This is a genomic window from uncultured Salinicola sp. (assembly GCF_937921195.1).
Lineage (GTDB): Bacteria > Pseudomonadota > Gammaproteobacteria > Pseudomonadales > Halomonadaceae > Salinicola.
The window spans coordinates 1-17,069 of the sequence record NZ_CALFQK010000133.1; the positions used below are offsets into that span (position 1 = coordinate 1).

Sequence of the window (17,069 nt, forward strand, 5' to 3'; positions counted from 1 at the left end):
AGATAAGATGACGGTTCGTTGTAGATCCTTGGTTCCCCGACTTCGGTCGGGGATTTTTTTATGGGTCTTATTTATCGTTGCTTTGCGCTTTTGCCGCTACCGTCGCCCGTTCGTTTCCCGCTTTCTGCTCCAAGCCTTCGTTACAAATTGCTACCGAATACTTCCTTTTTAATTAACTCGGGTAGATTTTAAAATCACCGGTGTGTGTGCAAAATCGTGTGGTTGCTCAGTGGATGCCTTCTACCAGATGACGACTGAATTGTTCAGGCGTCGGTTGTTGGTCAGGGACGACATCAGGGAAAACCTCCAGGGAAGGAAGTGCCAGGGAAGCGGGATCAGCGATTCCCGAACCGTCAGCCGGTCAGGCGCAGGCTGATTGAGAGCCCGGCCCTCGTCAGGAGGGCCGGGCTCTCTCTTGCCGGTAGACGCTACGCTCTGTCTGAAAAATGCCTGCGCTCGCCCATACGGCGTTAAAAACTGACTCAAAATGCTCATTTACACCTCGTAAACTCCGCTTTTTCGTCAGTTTTTGCCTTGTCTGGCCATCGCTCGCCGATTTTTCAGATAGAGCTTAGGGTGTACGGCAGGAGATGAGGTGGACGGCAGGAGAATACGAGCTTGCAAACGCCAAGTCTCCGGATTTACGATCAAGCCCGCGGCGGGTGTAGCTCAATGGTAGAGCAGAAGCTTCCCAAGCTTAAGACGAGGGTTCGATTCCCTTCACCCGCTCCACACACTCCCGCTGTCGCCGTCCTCTTTCCTCCAGCCCGGTCTGGTGGCTAGTCGATTTTTCAGGCAGAGCTTAATTGACCAATCGCCGCTTCATCAGGCTCTTCATCACCTGCTCTGCCGTTTTGCGGGGTTGTGAGCCGCGTCTCGAGAGAGTCTCCTCTGCCTCACTGGCTTGAGCCGTTGCCTTTGTTGGCCTCGAAGCGAGATCGCTCTCCTCGAGGCTTTCCTCTGTTGGCTCGATTTGGGGAGGGAGCCCCCGGGGTGAGTGAAAATCGTGCTGCCATTCGAAACGCGCGTTCTTGAGTCGCTGGCGGTGGTGGTGGCGATTCAGCCACCTCGCTTCTTCAATCGCGGCAGGGCGGTTGAAATAGACGTTCATGCAAGCCCCTTCCCGATGAAAATCGGCGACCACGAAGTGTTCCATTGGGGTATTGGGGTTGACCGTTCGAACGAAGTAACGGTTTGACATGCGTTGGCTCCCATCATCGCCGGTGCTGGATCTCGTTTGATATTAAGGAGTACGCACTCAGCTTTCCTTTGGATGCATGTCGAATATTATCTTTCTTGTCATCGTAATGTGAAGAAAGAGCGATACAGCTAGATGTCTGGTTAATTTTATAACCTGGTTTCAAGTGCGCTTTGCTGTCCGAAAGCCATTCGAGAGGTCAAAGCACCGAAGGGACAAGCGCTTTATCGACGCGCATTGTCGTGATTGGCTTGGAGAAGCAGGAGCCGGTGTTTCCAGACGGGGAGGGGGCCACCCCTAGCGAGACTTGGGACCCGCCTCGGGCGTCGAGTTCCCCTTGCGGCGCTGGTATTTAGCGTATGCCTGCTTGGCCGTGCGCTTGGCCTTTTCACGGTTCTCCGGCTTTCTCAGCCAGTTGGCGATGGCGGCGCCGATCATCTTCTTCATGGCATCATCCCGATCGTTGGTGGTTGCGTTCGTCGTCAGAGATTGTGCGCTGTGCAAGGTCGTCATTCGTGCCGGCCATATCAATCGACGCTTCCGATAGGAGCCGTATCGTTGCCGTTGAGGCGTTCGGCTTCCATCTCGGCCTCTTCCGGGAAGGCGTGCCGGGAGACGATCCAGCAAGGCTCAGCGCCAGCGTCGTAGCGTTGATCGACGACCAGCCACTCTGGCGCCCGCTGTGTTGCATTGGTCGAGGAGTGGCGAACGACAAACGAGTTCAAGATGGGGGGCTCCTTTACGGGTTGGCGCTGTCGCTGTGAATCGGCCCGACGTCTGGAAATGCCGTGGACGGCATTTTGTCAGGGCATCGGGCCGGTCACACCACTTGGCTCAACATCACTCCGTTCTCGTAGCGTGAAAAAGGGGCCGAAGCCCCTCGGCTATCGCCAATAGCCCATCACTGACTTTCGATGGCATCGCCAGCCGCGTCGCTGTGGCCCTCGGCGTCAATGTCGTCCAGGTCTTCAGACTCCTGGATATTCGTCTTTTCGCTCGTCTCGGCCTCGACCGCGTCCATGGACTCATTGGCAGCATCGCTGTGGCCACTGGCCTTGTCCGAGGCCTGGCTGCCATCCGTCGTGACGCCGCTGCCCGTGTTCATGGGTTCGTTGTTCGCCTGCTCGGCTTCTTCCATCGCGTCGCTTTGCGCGAAAGCGCCACCGGCGACACCCATCAGCATCATGGCGGCCATAGTGGAAACGATCAGATTCTTTCTCATGACAAATTCCTTTTGCGTAGAGGATGATGGCTGCGACAGGCAACCCGGTGCACTTTTACTGTAGTTCATAAATTTCATTCGGCTAAAAATTAGATGGCGTCGGCTCTTCCTGAGACCTTGAAGTGGCGATCGCCAGGTGCCATCTAAGAGGGTATTGCTCGGGGCCATGCCCACGGGAAGAAGTGGCCCCGACGCCGCACGGGAGGACAACGGATGAATGCTCGAGATTATCTCGCCAAGCAGGGTATAGCGCTCGACAAGGAGCAGGACAAGCCCCAGTCGCTCGAGGAGAAAGCGTGGGCGCGGGCCCGGGAGGCTGCCGAACACGGTCCGAGAAGTGGTACGCCACATGATTGGGAGGATTGGGAGCGGCATCACGAGGAACTCGCCTCGGATTCGCGCTCCATCCATGCCAAGGTGAGCAAGACGCGCTCCAACGACGAGGATGCCAAGGGTCGTCATTGACGAGCGGCAGCGTTCACCGTCAAAGAACGCTATGCTGTGGCGGGGTGAATCATGACAAGTCAGCGGGGTGTTGCTATCCCGCTGCCCAAGAAGGCCGGTTCGCCGGTCGCCTTGGGGCACCACAATGGATTGTTGGCTACCAACAACGATGTCGTTCTGAGCAAAGGAGGCTACATGGACATCATTCGCATCATCTTCGCCATTCTCTTGCCGCCGGTAGGGGTGTTCCTGCAGGTTGGCCTGGGACTGCAGTTCTGGATCAATATCGTGCTGACGCTGCTGGGTTACATCCCAGGCATCATTCACGCCATCTGGATCATTGCGACGCGCTGAGACGGTTTCGGCGACTCCCTTCTTCGGCTTCCTTCGGGAAGCCGTCGTCGTTTCAGCCGGCTCGATACCGGTAGAGGATACGCTCATCCTTGCGGGGACCGACGATCCGCCACTCCAGATCGATACCGTTCGATACCAGCGTGAGCGTGGCGCTATAGGCATCGGCGGCGCATTGATGGACCTCGGCGCTGACCAGGGTGTCCCCGTCGCTGGCGACGAGATCGAAAAGCCAGACGGCAGCGGCGGCGCCACGGCGTTCGTGGGACAGCGAGATCCGCTCGGAATGAAGATCCCAGCGATAGACGTTGCGCATCGGTAGGCTGCGATCCTGGCCATCGGGCGTGAAGGTCCCCGACTCGAAGAAGCGCACGTTGTCCTGTTGTCGAACCACGTCGACCGCGCCGGTACCCCAGCCGTTCCAACTCACTCCCGAAGCCGCCCCCGATTGCGCCACGAATTCGAAGCGCGACAGACTGGGCAAAACCGCGCTTAACCGTATAATGGCTGTCAACTTATCGTTTCTCACAGGTTGACCTGCATGTCTTACCTCGTTGGCGTCACGGCGCTCTGGGCCTTCTCCTTCAGTCTGATCGGTGTCTACCTGTCAGGGCAAGTGGATAGCTACTTTGCGGTCATGATACGTATCCTGTTGGCAACGCTGATTTTTCTGCCGTTCCTGCGTCCTGCCGCGCTGCGCTGGTCCGCGCGTCTGGGCCTCATGGCCATCGGCGGTCTCCAGCTCGGGGTGATGTATCTCTTCTTCTACCACTCGTTTCTGTTGCTGACTGTGCCGGAAGTGCTGCTGTTCACCATCTTCACTCCGCTCTACATCACCCTGATCGACGACCTGCTGGCGCGGCGCTTCTCGCCGCGCTATCTCGCGGTGGCCGTGCTGGCGGTGATAGGCGCGGCGGTCATTCGATACGATGGGGTCACCGCCAACTACTGGCTCGGCTTTGTGGTCGTGCAGGGCGCGAACCTCTGCTTTGCGCTGGGCCAGGTCGGGTATCGGCACCTGGCGCAACGCCTGCCGACCGACCTGGCGCATCGCCATCTGTTTGGCTGGTTCTATCTGGGGGCGCTGTGCATCGCGCTGCCGGCTTTCTGGGTGCTGGGAGACGCCGCCAAGCTACCCACCACATCGCTCCAGTGGGGCGTACTGGGCTGGCTGGGAATCGTCGCCTCCGGGCTGGGCTACTTCCTCTGGAACAAGGGGGCCTGCCGTGTCGACGCCGGCACCCTGGCGATCATGAACAACGCGCTGATCCCGGCTGGGCTGATCGTCAACCTGCTGATCTGGAACCGGGACGCCGACCTCGTGCGGCTGGGCGTCGGCGCGCTGATCCTGGCCAGTTCGCTATGGCTCAACGCGCGCTGGGCAAGAGGCCCGGCGGGGGCAGCGGCAGTGCCGGCGGCCACTCGTCCCTGACCACGAAAACCCGGCACTGTCCACCGTCCGGCAGGGTCAGCAGCAGGTGCGCCGACTTGCCGAGGTCGCTGAAGCGCTGTGCCAGTGCCTCTTCCAGCGCAGCCAACGGCGACGGCTCGCTGGTTGGCGGCGCGAGCCAGTGAGGCTTGATCAGCAGGTGGCCACCGGTGCCTTCGGGCAATTGCCGCGCCAACGCCGACCAGGCACTCCGGTGACACCACAGGCCTTGCGCCGCGCTGTCGTTGGCAAGCCGGGGCAGCGGCAAGCGTCGATGCCAGGGGTGGTAGAGGCATCCCGGCATGATGATCCGCTGTCGTAGCGATCCGGTAGCGCCCAGTGCCTGGCGCTGTCGCCGGGCGGCCGGGGATCGGCCTCCGGGTAGCTGGTGGGACTGGAGGCGATGACATTTGATGGCCAGCGAATCGAAGCTTCCCACCCCGATCCAGCGCGCGGCATCGTAGCGGTCTCCCGGTCCCTCCGGCAGGCCGAGGAAAAACTTGATGGCCAACTCGACATGGAAGACATCGGTTTCGCGGTCGTCGCACGGCGGGTCGATGGCCTGTGTCGACGCGTAGAGGAGATCGAGTTCGCCCAGGGTCTGCCCGTCCTCGCGTAGCGCGATGTTGTGCGCCAGTAGTCGAGTGCGGGGGGCCCGCTCCAGGATCCACTGCCAAAGCGTCTCATGGTAGATGCCCAGTCGCTGCGAGCGCCGCTTCAGTCGCTGTCGTTGAAAGTCTGCATCCAGGGTCTCCTGCTGTGCCAGCCAGGCCCGCCGGCGGCCGTGCCGGTCGAGCCCCAGTTCCGCCAGCGTGGGGCGTCCGGGGCAGTCGAGGGTGGCCATGTCCGGGGCATGCAGCAACCAGGCGATGTCGCGCACCCAGGGCCGGCTGAGTCGCGCCAGATCGTTCGCCAGTAGAGATCCCGGCGTCTGAAAGATGTCGAGACTGACGGTTGGCTGCGAGGGGGCGAACATCGTGAATCGCTCAGCGCGGTCTGGCCGCGGGACCGATCACGGTGGCGCCGGCGGCGACACTGCGAGTGACCACGGCAGCGGCGCCGATCCGGGCGTCTTCCCCGATTTCGATGTTGCCCAGGATGGTGGCGCCGGCGCCCAGGAAGGCGCCCCGACGGACCTTGGGATGACGATCGCCCCTCACCTTGCCCGAGCTGCCGAGGGTCACCCCGTGGAAGATCGTGACGTCGTCCTCGACGACGGCGGTCTCACCGATGACGATGCCGGCGCCATGATCGACGAACAGCCCGGCGCCAAGGGCCGCGGCGGGGTGGATATCGGCGCTGAACCGGACGGCCGCGCGATACTGGAGATGACTGGCCAGGTCGGTCACTCCGTCCAGCCACCACTGATGGGCAATGCGGTGACACTGCACGGCCTGGTAGCCGGGAAAGAACAGCAGTGGTGTGAAGGGTTCGGGAATGGCGGCATCCTCGCGGAGCAGCGCGACCAGGTCCCGCTCGGCAGCCGCCGCGATCGCCGGATGTCGGTCGAGAAGCGCCTCGACGCGCTCCCGCGCCGCTCTCTCCGGCAGCTGCGGCGTCGTCAGGGTGTCGGCGATAACCCGGGCCAGAGCGCTCGCGAAGTCCGGCACCTCCAGCAGGATGTGACGATACAGTGCCGACAGCAGCGGGTCCCGGTTCACGGCGGCCCTCGCGGCCTCGGTTAGCATCCGCCACAGCGTGTCGGTATCGAGCGGACCCGAGCATGCGCTCGTCCGATGTCCGGCGTCGGCCGACAGGGTTCCCTCTTCGTCGAATCCTGGTTTCATCGTCGTTGATGGCCTGCGTCTGGGGGGATCCGGTTCATCCGGGCTGGCGATAGAAGTTGAATTCCCGAGTGCGGGCCGTTCTGACCAGTGTCGACATCCAGCCGGGCGAGATGCTGCGATGGTGGAAGAACAGGGCGCCATGGGTGATGTCGGGAAGCGTCCCATTGAGCGCACGGCGCGCCATCTCCCGGGCCGCCGCGTACTGATCGGGCTCGTTGGCTTCGTCGGGACGGCCGTCGCACCACCAGGAGAACTGGCAGTGTCCGCTCTCCGACCCTTGTTGAACGATGTCGCACAGGCTCGAGGGGAACTCGGGATTGCCCAGCCGGTTCATGATCACGTTGGCGACCGCCTGCATCTCGCGCTGATCGGTGCCCTTGGCCTCCCAGTAGATCGATCGCGCCAGGCAGGTGATCGCATCGTCGAGCGGCGCCAAACCTCGCGGATCGACGGCCTCGGTGCCTTCCGGGGTCAGTCGCACCGCCTCGGGGGCCGGTTCGATCTCGTCTGTCTCGACCACACGCCGCTCGAGTTGCACGGCTTTCTGCTTCGCGATGTCGGCTTGGGTCGGCGGTGGCGAGGCCGACGCAGGGTCGCTCGACAGCAGGCCGGCCAGGACGACGGCGAGCGCCAGTCGCCGATAACCCCGCTCAGCCAGCGCTTTCATCGCTGCCGATCGTCTGAATGACGTCGAAGCCCTCGAACTTGGGCGGGCCGAGATACAGGCCTTCGCGCCGGCTCTGGCCGGCGTTGGCATGGGCCGCACGAAACGCCTCCGAGTGGGTCCAGGCTTCGAAGTCAGCGCGAGAGCGCCATACGGTATGGGAAGCGTAGAGCACGTGATCCTCCTCCTCCGGGCCGCGCAACATCTGGAACTCGACGAATCCGGGCAGGCCCTGAAGATGCGTTTCGCGCTCCAGCCATAGCGTCTCGAATTCCTGGGTGCGCGCCGGGTTGACGCGAAAGCGGTTCATGGCGATGAACATGCAGTGGCTCCTGCTGGGAAGAGCGGCGCCCGGTGAGGAAATCGATGAAGCGGGTCGCCGCGAGTTTTCGGGCGTGACCGGGCAACATTGCCAGTATCCGGTGCCGAAAGTCGAGTCGAAAGCGCCGCTGCCCCAGGATGGCGTTGACGTCGTCCCGAGTTGATGGGCTAATCGTGGCAACGGTTTCCGCTCTCCGGTCGACTCTCATGGACATTCCCCATCAGCGCCTGGTCTATTTTCGCGTCGCGGTCGAGTCCGGGTCGCTGCGCAAGGCGGCGGCCCGGCTGGATATCGCACCCTCGGCGGTCAGCCGCCAGATTGCGCTGCTGGAGGCGGCTTTCGAGGCGCCGTTGCTCGAACGCACGCCGAGAGGGATCCGCCCCACGCCGGTGGGAGAGATGGCGCTCGATTACTGTCGTCGACGCGGAGACCTGGACGACGACTTCATCACCCGCCTGGAGGCCTACCAGCGCCTGGAGACCGGAACCATCTCCCTGGTGGTGGGCGAGGGCTTCATCAACGATCTGATCGATGCGCCGCTCAGGGCCTTCGCCGAGCGCTACCGGGGCGTACGCCTGGAGATCGAACAGGCGGGCACGGACGAGATCATCGAGTCCGTGGTAGAGGATCGGGCGCATATCGGGCTGATGTTCCATGAGCGGATCCATCCGCAGATTCGCTTCTGGGCCTCCAGCGGTCAGCCGCTGTTGGCGATCTGTCCTGTCGACCATCCGCTTGCCGGGGACCCCGACCCGATCTCGCTGCAGCGGCTCAGCGGGATTCCGATGGCGCTCTGGAAGCCAGGTCACGGTGTGCGCCGGCTGGTGGATCAGGCTTTCGCCCAGGCGGGCCTGCGCCCCCAGGTCGCGGTGGAGACCAACTCGATGGCGGTGCTGCGCCGCGCGGTGGTCGCGGGCATGGCTATCACGCTGCTGCCGCGTTTCGCCGTGGCCCACGAGGTGGCCGAGGGAAGCGTGGTGGCGCTACCGGTGGCGTCGGCGCTTTTCCAGAACTCCCAGGCGCACATGATCACCCGGGTCGGCCGGCGCCAGCCGCAGGCCAGTCTCAAGCTGCTGCGCCACCTCGGGGCCTGGATGCAGGCCTTTCGCACCCCGGCGGGGCCGTCGTGAGCCGCGGCGTCCGTATCGGCGGGGTGCCTGGCTAACGCTGCTCGAATCGGAGCAGGGTGCCCATCACGCCCGGTGCGATGTCGGCCTGGGTCTCGCTGTGGCGGTGGTAGTCGATCCCGTGCTCGTCCCAGCAGGTGATCGCCGCTTCCAGGTCCCGGCAGGTGAGGGTCAGGGCTATGGCGCGCGGGGGCTGCGCCTCGATCTCGCCGAGGATGGGGAAGGTCGCTGCCAGCGTCCGGGCATCGAGCAGGTGGCAATCCCCTTTATGGGTGTGAATCGTCCACGCCGCGTCGCTGCCACGGACCGAGGCGGCACCGTGAATGCGGCGGAAGTGCTCGATGTCGTAGTCCGGCTCATCGCTGACATACCAGACATCGGCGATCGACGTGGCGGTGTTGGCATGCGCCTCCTGGGTCGGGTCGACACGGAACAGCTCCGGGCGTAGCTGCTGGCAGAGGAACTGGGTCAGGAAGGGGCGTTCGGGATCGTGCAGGATATCCAGCGCCACGCTCACTTCCTCGTCGCGGCCGCCGGGCAGGTGGGCCATGCGGCGGAAGATGACCGGGCACGCTTCGTTGAAGCCGCGTGCCGCGACCAGGGCGTGATCGCGCTGGATGCTGTCGCTGTCCAGCGCCAACATGGCGATGCCGTCGCCCACGGTGATCAGTCGCGCCTCGACGAGGCGGCCGAACTGGAAGCCATTGGCATCCTGGTAGTCCAGGCACTCCGGACGACCGATGCCGATCAGTTCGATGAAGTTGTTGCTGAAGAACAGCAGGTGGTTGTCCGTCCCCCACGGATGCTGATGACGCGGGTTGACGGTGAAACCGAGATCCCTGGCTGCCTGGGCGGCATGATCGAGATTACTGACCGCCAGTAAAGGGTGATCGATGCCGAAGCTCATGAGCCTTCCATCCCGTAGCGTCGTTGTCTGCAGTATTGCCCATAATCGCGGGGCGAGGGAGACAGGGTACGCGATCGGGTTCGTGTTTTCTCATCTCAACGCCGCCATGGCGCGGTCGATATCCTCCGGCGTGTTATGCCAGTGAGGTGAGATTCGCAATAGCGTACCGGTGGCCGGCAGCCGGACGTTCAGCGGCTCGGCCGAGGTGCTGCAGGTCTTGGCGACGATCCCGGCGGCATCGAGCCGCTGACGCACCTGGAGAGGCTCGATATCCGGCAGGTGGAGCGTGGCGATGCCCGTCTCTGGATGGGGCAGCAGGGGCCGAAACCCCTGCTCCCGGGCGATGTCGTAGACCCGCCCGGCGAGCGCCGCCAGATGGTGGCGCATCGGCTCCAGCGCGATCTGCTGCAACTCGTTCAGGGCAGCCGTCAGCGCCACCTGGCTCATGACCGAGAGGTCGGAGGCATCGAAGCGACGGGCCTGGGGCAGATCGACGAACCGCTGGGTGTCCGGCTCCAGTCTCAGCCCCGCCAGCTCCGGCGCTGGATTGAGGTGCATCAGGGCCAGTGCCGGCTGACTGACATAGAGCAGCGCCATGCCGCGAGGTCCGCGCAGCCACTTGCGCGTGGTGGCGACCAGCACGTCGCAGCCGAGGCGGCGCACGTCGATCTCGGTCTGCCCCAGGCCCTGTGCCGCATCGACGATCAACGGGCAGTGCGACGGACGGGGCAGGTCGCCCAGCGCTTCCACCTCGTAGCGCCGCCCCTCGATGCTGGTCACCAGCGGCGTCAGTATCGCCGCGACGTCGTCGTCGATCTGCCTGGCGATGGCGGCCATGTCCAGCCGTCCGGCCGCGTCCGTCGCCAGCAGTTCGATGGCGCGCGGCGGCTCCCCGCCGAGCCGCCTGAGCAGGACGATGTTGGAAGCCCACTCGCCCGGTGCGACCAGCAGCCGTTTTCCGCTGAGATTCAGACTTCCGATGACCTGGGCCATGAGCCGGGAGGTGCTGGCGCCGAAGGCGACCTGGGCCTCCGGCGCGCCGATCCAGTGGCCCAGTCGGGCCCTGGTCGCCTGGCCATCCCAGAATGCGCTTTCGAGGCGCTGGCGCGGATAGGCAGCCATCTCCGCCTCCAGCCAATCCCGCAGGCGGGCCGACACCGCCGGGCTCTGCAGACCGACGGAGGCGTTGTTGAGATAACAGAGATCGGTTGGCTGCACGGGCGGCTCCTCGTCGGTTCCAGGCTCATGTCCGCGATGATAACCGAACTCGGGCCTGGGCGAGCGGAGTCGTCCCCCGCAGCGGTCGGTGCCTCATGCCTCTCCGCTGGCGTACCCCATGGCGACGCTGGCTGTGACGCCGGTCTCGACCCAGACGCTCTGCGGGACGGTATATTCACGTAGTCCGTCGAGGCCGCTGGAACGGCCGAAGCCGCTATCGCGGAAGCCGCCGAAGGGCGACATCACGTTGATCGCCTTGTAGCTGTTGATCCACACCGTGCCGGCGCGCAACTGGCCAGCGACGCGATGCGCCCGGGCCGGATCCTGCGTCCAGACTGCGCCGGCCAGGCCGAAGCGGGTCCCATTGGCGAGCCGAACGGCGTCGGCTTCGTCGTCGAACGGCATGGCGACGAGCACCGGGCCGAACACCTCCTCGCAGGCGATCTCCATCGAGGCGTCGACGTCGGCGATCACCGTCGGCGCGAGGTAGTAGCCATCGGCGCCTTGCGGCAGGCCCTCGGGACGCTGACCGCCGGTGACGATGCGCGCGCCGGCGGCCCTGGCACGCTCGATCATGGCGGTGACGCGTTCGTACTGGCGGGCGTTCTGCAACGGCCCCATGCGGGTCGCTTCGTCGACGGGGAGGCCCACGGCGATCCGGCTGGCGGCGCGGCCGACGCGCTCGACCACGGCATCGAAGATGTCGCGCTGGACCAGCAGCCGCGAGCCGGCCACGCAGCTCTGCCCGGCCGCGGCGAAAATCGCGGCCTGGGCCCCGGCCACGGCATCGTCCAGCCTGGCATCGTCGAACACGATGTTGGCGGATTTGCCGCCGAGTTCGAGCACGCTGGGAACCAGGCGGCGGGCGCCGGCCTCGGCGATCAGGCGGCCGCTGTCGGGGGAGCCGACGAACACCAGCTTGCTGATGCCGTCGTGGCCGGTCAGGGCCGCGCCGGTGGTCGGGCCGAGGCCGTTGACGATATTGATCAACCCCTTGGGCAGGCCACCGCATTCGAGCAGGCGGGCGATCGCCACCGACGAGAACGGGGTCAGCTCCGAGGGCTTGAGGACGACGCCGTTGCCCGCGGCGATGGCCGGCGCCAACTGCCAGGCGCAGGTGAACATCGGTGCGTTCCAGGGTGTGATCTGGCCGACCACGCCGAAGGGGACGTGGCGAACGTAGTTGAGGTGCGAGGTGGGCACCGGAATCACCTCGCCGTGCTGCTTGTCGCACCAGCCGGCGTAGTACTCGAACATCTCCCGGACCTTGCCGACCTCGCCCCGGCAGTCCCGAATCGGCTTGCCGGCGATCACGCTCTCGAGCTGGGCGAGATCCTCCTCGTGGCCCTCCAGCCGACGGACGGCGGCATTCATGCGCCGGCCGCGCTCGCTGGCGGTCAGCGCCATCCATTCGACCTGGGCACGGGACGCGGCCTCGACGGCCCGATCGAGCAGGTCGGCACCCGCGTCGCGGTAGCTGACCAGGTCGCCCCCGGTCGCCGGGTTCGTCAGCGCGATGGTGTCACCCCGGCCCGCGACCAGATCGCCGTCGATCCAGTTGGAGCAGGGCGTGTCTCCGGGTTCCAGCGACAAGCCGAACTGGGCGAGAAGACGATGCAAGGCTTGCTGTGCCTGGGTATCGAGAGCGTTCATGCGGAGGTCTCCTCGTCGTTGGCAGAGGGTTGGGTGAAATCGACCCCGGCCTGGGCCAGGATCGGCGAGACGATGTGATTGAAATCATCGCCGTCCGCCGGGCGATCGGCGTTGGCATGCCAGCCGGCGACGACCTGGTGGAGCAGTGTCAGGTCGAGCCCGAGATCGTCGGCGGCGTCCCGCGCCAGACGCAGATCCTTGCGCATCAGGCCGCTGGTGAAGCCGGAATCGAAGCGGCCGGAGAGGATCCACTCGGGAAAATTGACCTCGCTGATGGCGCTGCGGCCGGAGCCGCTGTTGAGTCCGGAGAGACAAGCCGCCGGGTCGACGCCGGCCCTGGCGGCGAGGGCCACGGCCTCGGCGGTGGCGATCAGGTTGGTGGCGCAGAGATAGTTGTTGGCCAGCTTGACCACGTGGCCGCTGCCCGGGCCGCCCACGTGGGTACGCTTGGCGGACATCGCTTCCAGCATCGGCATGACACGCTCCAGCGTCGCCATGTCGCCACCGAGCAGCATGCCGAGTTTTCCGCTTGCCGCGCCTCTGGGCCCGCCGCTGACCGGTGCGTCGAGCCACTCGAGGCCGGCCGCGACGACCTGGGCGGCGAGTTCGCGGCTCACCACCGGGTCGCTGGTGGAGGTGTCGACGATCACGCTGCCCCTGGGGGCGCGCGCGAGCAGACCGGGTGAGATCTCGATGACTTCCCGGACATGGTCGGAGGTGGGCAGTGACAGCAGATAGACGTCGCTGGCGGCAATCGCCTCCGGGCTGACGGTCGCGAGGCCCTGCGCCGCCAGCCGCTCGCGGGCGGTCTCGAAGAGATCGCTACCGGTGACGTCGAAGCCGGCGCGTTTGAGCGTCAGCGCCATGTTGCCACCCATCTGGCCAAGGCCGATGACAGTGATTTTCATCAGGTTCTCCAGGCTTGCTCTCGGATGAAGCGTTTCGGCAGGGGCGTCGTCAGTCGTCCAGCAGCTTTTTCACCAACGCCTGCCAGTAGGCGACGCCAAGCGGGGAAATGGCGTCGTTGAAGTCGTAGGCCGGGTTGTGCAACGCCGCGCTGTCGCCATTGCCCAGCCAGATATAGGCGCCTGGGCACCGGTTCAGCATGAAGGCGAAATCCTCCGATCCCATGCTCGGCGCCAGGTCGCGGTGGACCTTGTCGATACCGGGCAGCCCATCGAGCACCTCGGCACATCGGGTGGCGTGCCCAGGCGCGTTGATCGTGGCCGGGTAGCGCGCCTGGTAGTCGAAATCGGCCTTGAGACCGTGAAACTGGGCGGTGGCCGCGACGGCGTCGCGGAACCGCTGTTCCAGTCTCGCCTTCAGTGCCGCGTCGAAGCAGCGCACGGTGCCGCGCAGCTCGACCGTTTCGGGAATGACGTTGTAGGCGTCGCCGGCGTGGAACTGGGTAATGCTGAGCACGGCGGACTGATGCGGTGGGGTCTCGCGACTGATCAGCCCCTGCAACTGGTTCGCCAGTTGGCAGGCGGCGAGCACCACGTCCGTGCCCAGATGCGGCATGGCCGCGTGACAGCCGCGCCCGGTCAGCTTGAGCGTGAAGACATCGAACGCCGCCATCACCGGGCCATCGTGGACGGCAGCTTCGCCGACGGCGAGTCCCGGCCAGTTGTGCAGGCCGTAGACCGCCTCCATCGGGAAGCGCTCGAACAACCCCTCTTCGACCATCACGCGACCGCCGCCCTCGCTCTCCTCGGCTGGCTGGAAGATGCAGTGGACCTGGCCGGCGAAGTCGGGATCTTGCGCCAGCGCGCAGGCCGCGCCCAGCAGCATGGTGGTGTGGCCATCGTGACCGCAGGCGTGCATGCGCCCCGGTATGTTCGAGCGGTAGTCGACGTCGTTGAGTTCCTCGATCGGCAGGGCGTCGATATCGGCACGCAGGCCGATGCTGCGTCCGGCGCCGCGGCGGCCGTCGATGGTGACGACGACGCCGGTTCCCCCTCCCAGCCCGGTGACCGGTTCGAGGCCGTTTTCGCGCAGGATGGCGACGATGCGCTCGCTGGTGCGGGTCTCCTCGAAGGCGATCTCCGGATGGCGATGGAAGTCGTGGCGCCATGCGGTCAGCGTCTTCGGGTCGGGATAGGATGCGATCTGGTTCATGGTCTGCTCCGGCAATGGCTCATGATCTACTCGAGTGACCGGGAGACGCGCCCGCCAAGAGGTTGGAGCGGGCCGGACGCGTCGCCGATCGTCGATGAAGGACGGCGTCTACAGCAGTACCTGGGCCACCACGGCCGAGCCGACGTAGGTACCGGTGAACACCAGCAGCGAGATGATGATCAGCTTCCAGCCGGTCCGGCGGAACATGCCGAACTCGCGCCGGCTGAGCGCCAGGCCGGCGTAGGCGAGTACCGGGGTGACGATGGCGAGGAAGTTGACCGCGGCGAGCTGATCGACGATCCAGCCGCTGCCTGGGAAGAACGGCAGCGTCATGACGATGCTGACCAGCGACACCCAGGCCACGCCGGGTAGATAGAACGGCGCCGCCCGGGTGATGACCAGGCCGATCAGGGTCATGACGTAGAGAATGACCATGCCCGGCAGGGCAGCGATCAGCGAGGCACCGTTGATGGTATTGGCGAGCCAGCCGACGATGCAGGCCATGGCCAGCACGGCGGCGGTCTTGCCCAGGTTCGTCTCCGGGCGCTCTTCCTGGGGCAGACCGGCCGCGTCGTTCCCGCTCATGGCGCCGACCGTGCCGGCAGCGCGGCGATGGCCGCCCAGGCGACGATAGAGCCATTCGGCGACGGGCAGGGCAATGAACAGCGAGACATAGAGCCCGGTCGCGTAGGTCAACAGGTTGCTGGCACCGGCAAAGGCGAGCAGATCGTCGGCGAGATCGGGCATGGCGCCGGCCAGCGCGCCGGAGCACGCCGCGACCATGCTGCCGCTGCCGACCCCGCAGGCCATCGCCAGCGCCCGCGGATCGAACCAGCCCAGGGATGCCAGGTAGCCGGCCATCAGCGCGAACCACAGCGTACCGAACATGGTACCAACGACGTAGACCCCCATCACACCGACGCCTTCCGGCCCCTTGAGGCCGTACTTGTCGGAGATGATCGCGATGTTGGGTTCGCGCGCGATCGAGTAGGTCGCGCCGATCGCTTCCCGTCCCATCTTGAGAACCAGCACCGCCACCGGCAGTGCCACCAGCATGGTGCCGAGGTTGCCCAGCTCCTGCAGGATCAGGGCGGGTCCGGCGCTGACGAGCTGGTCGATGGCGGGGCCGATGGTCGAACCGAAGCGTGCGATGAACGGCATGATCGAGATCAGGATCAGCGGGGTGGCCGCCTGACTGACGCTCTCGGGCAGGAAGCGCCGGGTCCCGGAGAACAGGTGCGGGTTGAGCAGAACGCCGAGCACGAAGGCGTAGAACAGTGGCAGTAGCAGAAGCGTTCCCGGGCCGAGCGGGATCTTGAGAATGCCGATCCATTCGCTGAGCAGGGAGATCACGACGACCAGCAGGTGAAGACGCCAGTCGAGCAGTTTGGAGAGGGGCATCGATCGTTACCTCTTTGTTGTTGGTGGAGAGGTCGTCCACCGAGTATCCAGAGAGAGCGTGATCGAATGAAAGACGCGAGGTGTTCTGTTTTTTGGATGGCTGTCGCGTAATGGGCGTCAGCAACGAAAAACGGGGCGGGCCAAGGCCCACCCCGTCAATGCGATCATGATCGCCACTGCCCGTCGATTGTCGGACTAGGTGATCAATCCTCCGGCAGGGCGTATACCACGACCTGGTCGCCAACCTGATCCTTGAGGATGGTGTTGCCACCGGCAACGAAGGCGACGTACTGCCGGCCCTTGTACTCGTAGATCGAAGGGTTGGCCACGGCCGGGGCCTCGGCCTGATCCGACCAGAGCTCTTCACCCGTCTCCAGCGAGAAGGCGCGCAGCTTGGCATCCATGGATGCACCGATGAAGACGACGCCACCCGCGGTCACCGCAGGACCACCGATGGTGGGCGAGCCCCATTTCTCGGGCATGAAGAAGCCGTACTGCTGTGACGCGCCGACCGGCCGACGCCACTTGACGTCACCGGTGTGCATGTCCAGCGCTACCAGCTCGCCGAAGGGCGGCTCCCAGCACGGCATGCCCAGCCAGTTCGTCGCCACCTGCAGGCGCAGACCGTAAGGCGCGCCTTTCTGCGGGGCGAAGCCACTCTCGTTGCCGGAGCCGCTGTCCGCTTCCTCGTAGTCTTCGCGGTTGTACAGCTTGATGGTCTGCACGATATGCGAGGTGTTGACGATCGCGGTCTGGCTCTCGGGGTCGAACGCCACGCCGCCCCACTGCACGCCACCGGCGCTGTCAGGATAGGCCAGCACGCCTTCGCCCTTGGTGGTCGGTGGCGTGTACATGCCTTCGTAGGTCAGGTCATCCCACAGGCGCGAACACTGGCCGCCGCCCACGGCATCGGCGAGGCCCCAGATCTTGGGTTTCTCGGATTGATCCAGCAGCGGCGCCGGCTTGGTCGGGAAAGGCTGGGTCGGGGCATAGACCTCACCTTCGACGCTACCGTCGCCCTGCGGTACCGGACGCTCCTCGATGGGCCAGACATCTTCGCCGGTGAGGCGGTTGACCACGAACAGGAAGCCCTGCTTGGTCGCCTGGACCAACGCCGGAATCTCCTCGCCGTCGACGGTGATATCCATCAGCGTCGGGGCGGAGTTGATGTCGTAGTCCCAGATATCGTGGTGAACCCACTGGCGGGACCAGACCACTTCACCGGTCT

The 17,069-nt window shown here is 65.0% G+C and carries 21 protein-coding genes and 1 tRNA gene; 6 read left to right on the plus strand and 16 right to left on the minus strand.

The window, feature by feature from the left end:
* Positions 1–658 precede the first annotated feature (658 nt).
* A tRNA-Gly gene (locus Q0602_RS14900) sits at positions 659–732 on the plus strand.
* Positions 733–802: 70 nt separating this feature from the next.
* On the opposite strand, the gene Q0602_RS14905 is transcribed toward Q0602_RS14900, so the two are convergent.
* From Q0602_RS14905 to Q0602_RS14920, 4 genes are all read right to left on the minus strand, one after another.
* Positions 803–1,201 (minus strand): hypothetical protein, encoded by a 399-nt coding sequence (locus tag Q0602_RS14905; RefSeq protein WP_298844941.1) that lies wholly within the window; start codon positions 1,199–1,201, stop codon positions 803–805.
* A gap of 294 nt (positions 1,202–1,495) precedes the next feature.
* Entirely contained in the window at positions 1,496–1,645 is a 150-nt protein-coding gene (locus tag Q0602_RS14910) for a hypothetical protein (protein ID WP_295036785.1), read from the minus strand.
* 80 nt (positions 1,646–1,725) lie between these two features.
* A complete protein-coding gene (locus Q0602_RS14915; RefSeq protein ID WP_298844944.1) occupies positions 1,726–1,923 on the minus strand; it encodes a hypothetical protein in 198 nt (65 codons plus the stop codon).
* Positions 1,924–2,099: 176 nt separating this feature from the next.
* Entirely contained in the window at positions 2,100–2,420 is a 321-nt protein-coding gene (locus Q0602_RS14920; RefSeq protein ID WP_295036788.1) for a hypothetical protein, read from the minus strand.
* 213 nt (positions 2,421–2,633) lie between these two features.
* Between Q0602_RS14920 and Q0602_RS14925 the strand changes: the two genes are divergently transcribed.
* Positions 2,634–2,885 (plus strand): hypothetical protein, encoded by a 252-nt coding sequence (locus tag Q0602_RS14925; RefSeq protein WP_295036790.1) that lies wholly within the window; start codon positions 2,634–2,636, stop codon positions 2,883–2,885.
* Positions 2,886–3,059: 174 nt separating this feature from the next.
* Positions 3,060–3,218, plus strand: a complete 159-nt coding sequence (locus Q0602_RS14930) for a YqaE/Pmp3 family membrane protein (RefSeq protein ID WP_110600857.1) — start codon at positions 3,060–3,062, stop codon at positions 3,216–3,218.
* 52 nt (positions 3,219–3,270) lie between these two features.
* Here Q0602_RS14930 and Q0602_RS14935 read toward each other — a convergent pair whose 3' ends face one another.
* Complete coding sequence (locus Q0602_RS14935; RefSeq protein ID WP_298844949.1) at positions 3,271–3,645, minus strand: DUF6314 family protein; 375 nt, start codon at positions 3,643–3,645, stop codon at positions 3,271–3,273.
* Positions 3,646–3,756: 111 nt separating this feature from the next.
* Here Q0602_RS14935 and Q0602_RS14940 point away from each other — a divergent pair, with 111 nt between their 5' ends.
* Complete coding sequence (locus Q0602_RS14940) at positions 3,757–4,647, plus strand: carboxylate/amino acid/amine transporter (RefSeq protein ID WP_298844952.1); 891 nt, start codon at positions 3,757–3,759, stop codon at positions 4,645–4,647.
* Here Q0602_RS14940 and Q0602_RS14945 read toward each other — a convergent pair.
* From Q0602_RS14945 to Q0602_RS14960, 4 genes are read right to left on the minus strand one after another with little or no spacing between them, the layout of a single operon-like run.
* Entirely contained in the window at positions 4,583–5,620 is a 1,038-nt protein-coding gene (locus Q0602_RS14945; RefSeq protein WP_298844955.1) for a DUF1853 family protein, read from the minus strand. The genes Q0602_RS14940 and Q0602_RS14945 overlap by 65 nt on opposite strands.
* Before the next feature lie 10 nt (positions 5,621–5,630).
* Positions 5,631–6,431 (minus strand): serine O-acetyltransferase EpsC, encoded by an 801-nt coding sequence (gene epsC / locus Q0602_RS14950; protein WP_298844958.1) that lies wholly within the window; start codon positions 6,429–6,431, stop codon positions 5,631–5,633.
* A gap of 34 nt (positions 6,432–6,465) precedes the next feature.
* Positions 6,466–7,098: a cell wall hydrolase gene (locus Q0602_RS14955; RefSeq protein WP_298844961.1), complete on the minus strand. Its 633-nt coding sequence runs from the start codon at positions 7,096–7,098 to the stop codon at positions 6,466–6,468.
* Entirely contained in the window at positions 7,082–7,417 is a 336-nt protein-coding gene (locus Q0602_RS14960; RefSeq protein WP_298844964.1) for an antibiotic biosynthesis monooxygenase, read from the minus strand. Before Q0602_RS14960 ends, Q0602_RS14955 begins: the two co-directional genes overlap by 17 nt.
* Between Q0602_RS14960 and Q0602_RS14965 the strand changes: the two genes are divergently transcribed.
* Together Q0602_RS14965 and Q0602_RS14970 are read left to right on the plus strand one after the other, a co-directional pair.
* Positions 7,404–7,580, plus strand: a complete 177-nt coding sequence (locus Q0602_RS14965; RefSeq protein WP_298844967.1) for a hypothetical protein — start codon at positions 7,404–7,406, stop codon at positions 7,578–7,580. The genes Q0602_RS14960 and Q0602_RS14965 overlap by 14 nt on opposite strands.
* Before the next feature lie 43 nt (positions 7,581–7,623).
* Positions 7,624–8,547, plus strand: a complete 924-nt coding sequence (locus tag Q0602_RS14970) for a LysR family transcriptional regulator (RefSeq protein WP_298844970.1) — start codon at positions 7,624–7,626, stop codon at positions 8,545–8,547.
* Between the two features lie 31 nt (positions 8,548–8,578).
* Here the strand turns inward: Q0602_RS14970 and Q0602_RS14975 are convergent, their stop codons facing one another.
* The 7 genes from Q0602_RS14975 to Q0602_RS15005 form a co-directional block, all read right to left on the minus strand.
* Positions 8,579–9,451: a VOC family protein gene (locus tag Q0602_RS14975; protein WP_298844972.1), complete on the minus strand. Its 873-nt coding sequence runs from the start codon at positions 9,449–9,451 to the stop codon at positions 8,579–8,581.
* Between the two features lie 90 nt (positions 9,452–9,541).
* Complete coding sequence (locus tag Q0602_RS14980; RefSeq protein WP_298844975.1) at positions 9,542–10,669, minus strand: aminotransferase class V-fold PLP-dependent enzyme; 1,128 nt, start codon at positions 10,667–10,669, stop codon at positions 9,542–9,544.
* A 93-nt stretch (positions 10,670–10,762) separates the two neighbouring features.
* Positions 10,763–12,322 carry an aldehyde dehydrogenase family protein gene (locus Q0602_RS14985; RefSeq protein WP_298844978.1) on the minus strand — a complete coding sequence of 520 codons (1,560 nt, stop codon included), beginning with the start codon at positions 12,320–12,322 and terminating at the stop codon, positions 10,763–10,765.
* Positions 12,319–13,230, minus strand: a complete 912-nt coding sequence (locus Q0602_RS14990) for an NAD(P)-dependent oxidoreductase (RefSeq protein WP_298844983.1) — start codon at positions 13,228–13,230, stop codon at positions 12,319–12,321. The genes Q0602_RS14985 and Q0602_RS14990 overlap by 4 nt, the downstream gene beginning before the upstream one ends.
* A 49-nt stretch (positions 13,231–13,279) precedes the next feature.
* A complete protein-coding gene (locus Q0602_RS14995; RefSeq protein ID WP_298844986.1) occupies positions 13,280–14,440 on the minus strand; it encodes a M20 aminoacylase family protein in 1,161 nt (386 codons plus the stop codon).
* A 108-nt stretch (positions 14,441–14,548) separates the two neighbouring features.
* Positions 14,549–15,841, minus strand: coding sequence for a DUF3100 domain-containing protein (locus Q0602_RS15000; RefSeq protein WP_298844989.1), 1,293 nt, complete (start codon positions 15,839–15,841; stop codon positions 14,549–14,551).
* Positions 15,842–16,044: 203 nt separating this feature from the next.
* The coding region (locus Q0602_RS15005; RefSeq protein WP_298844992.1) for a PQQ-binding-like beta-propeller repeat protein at positions 16,045–17,069 on the minus strand (1,025 nt) is incomplete at its 5' end.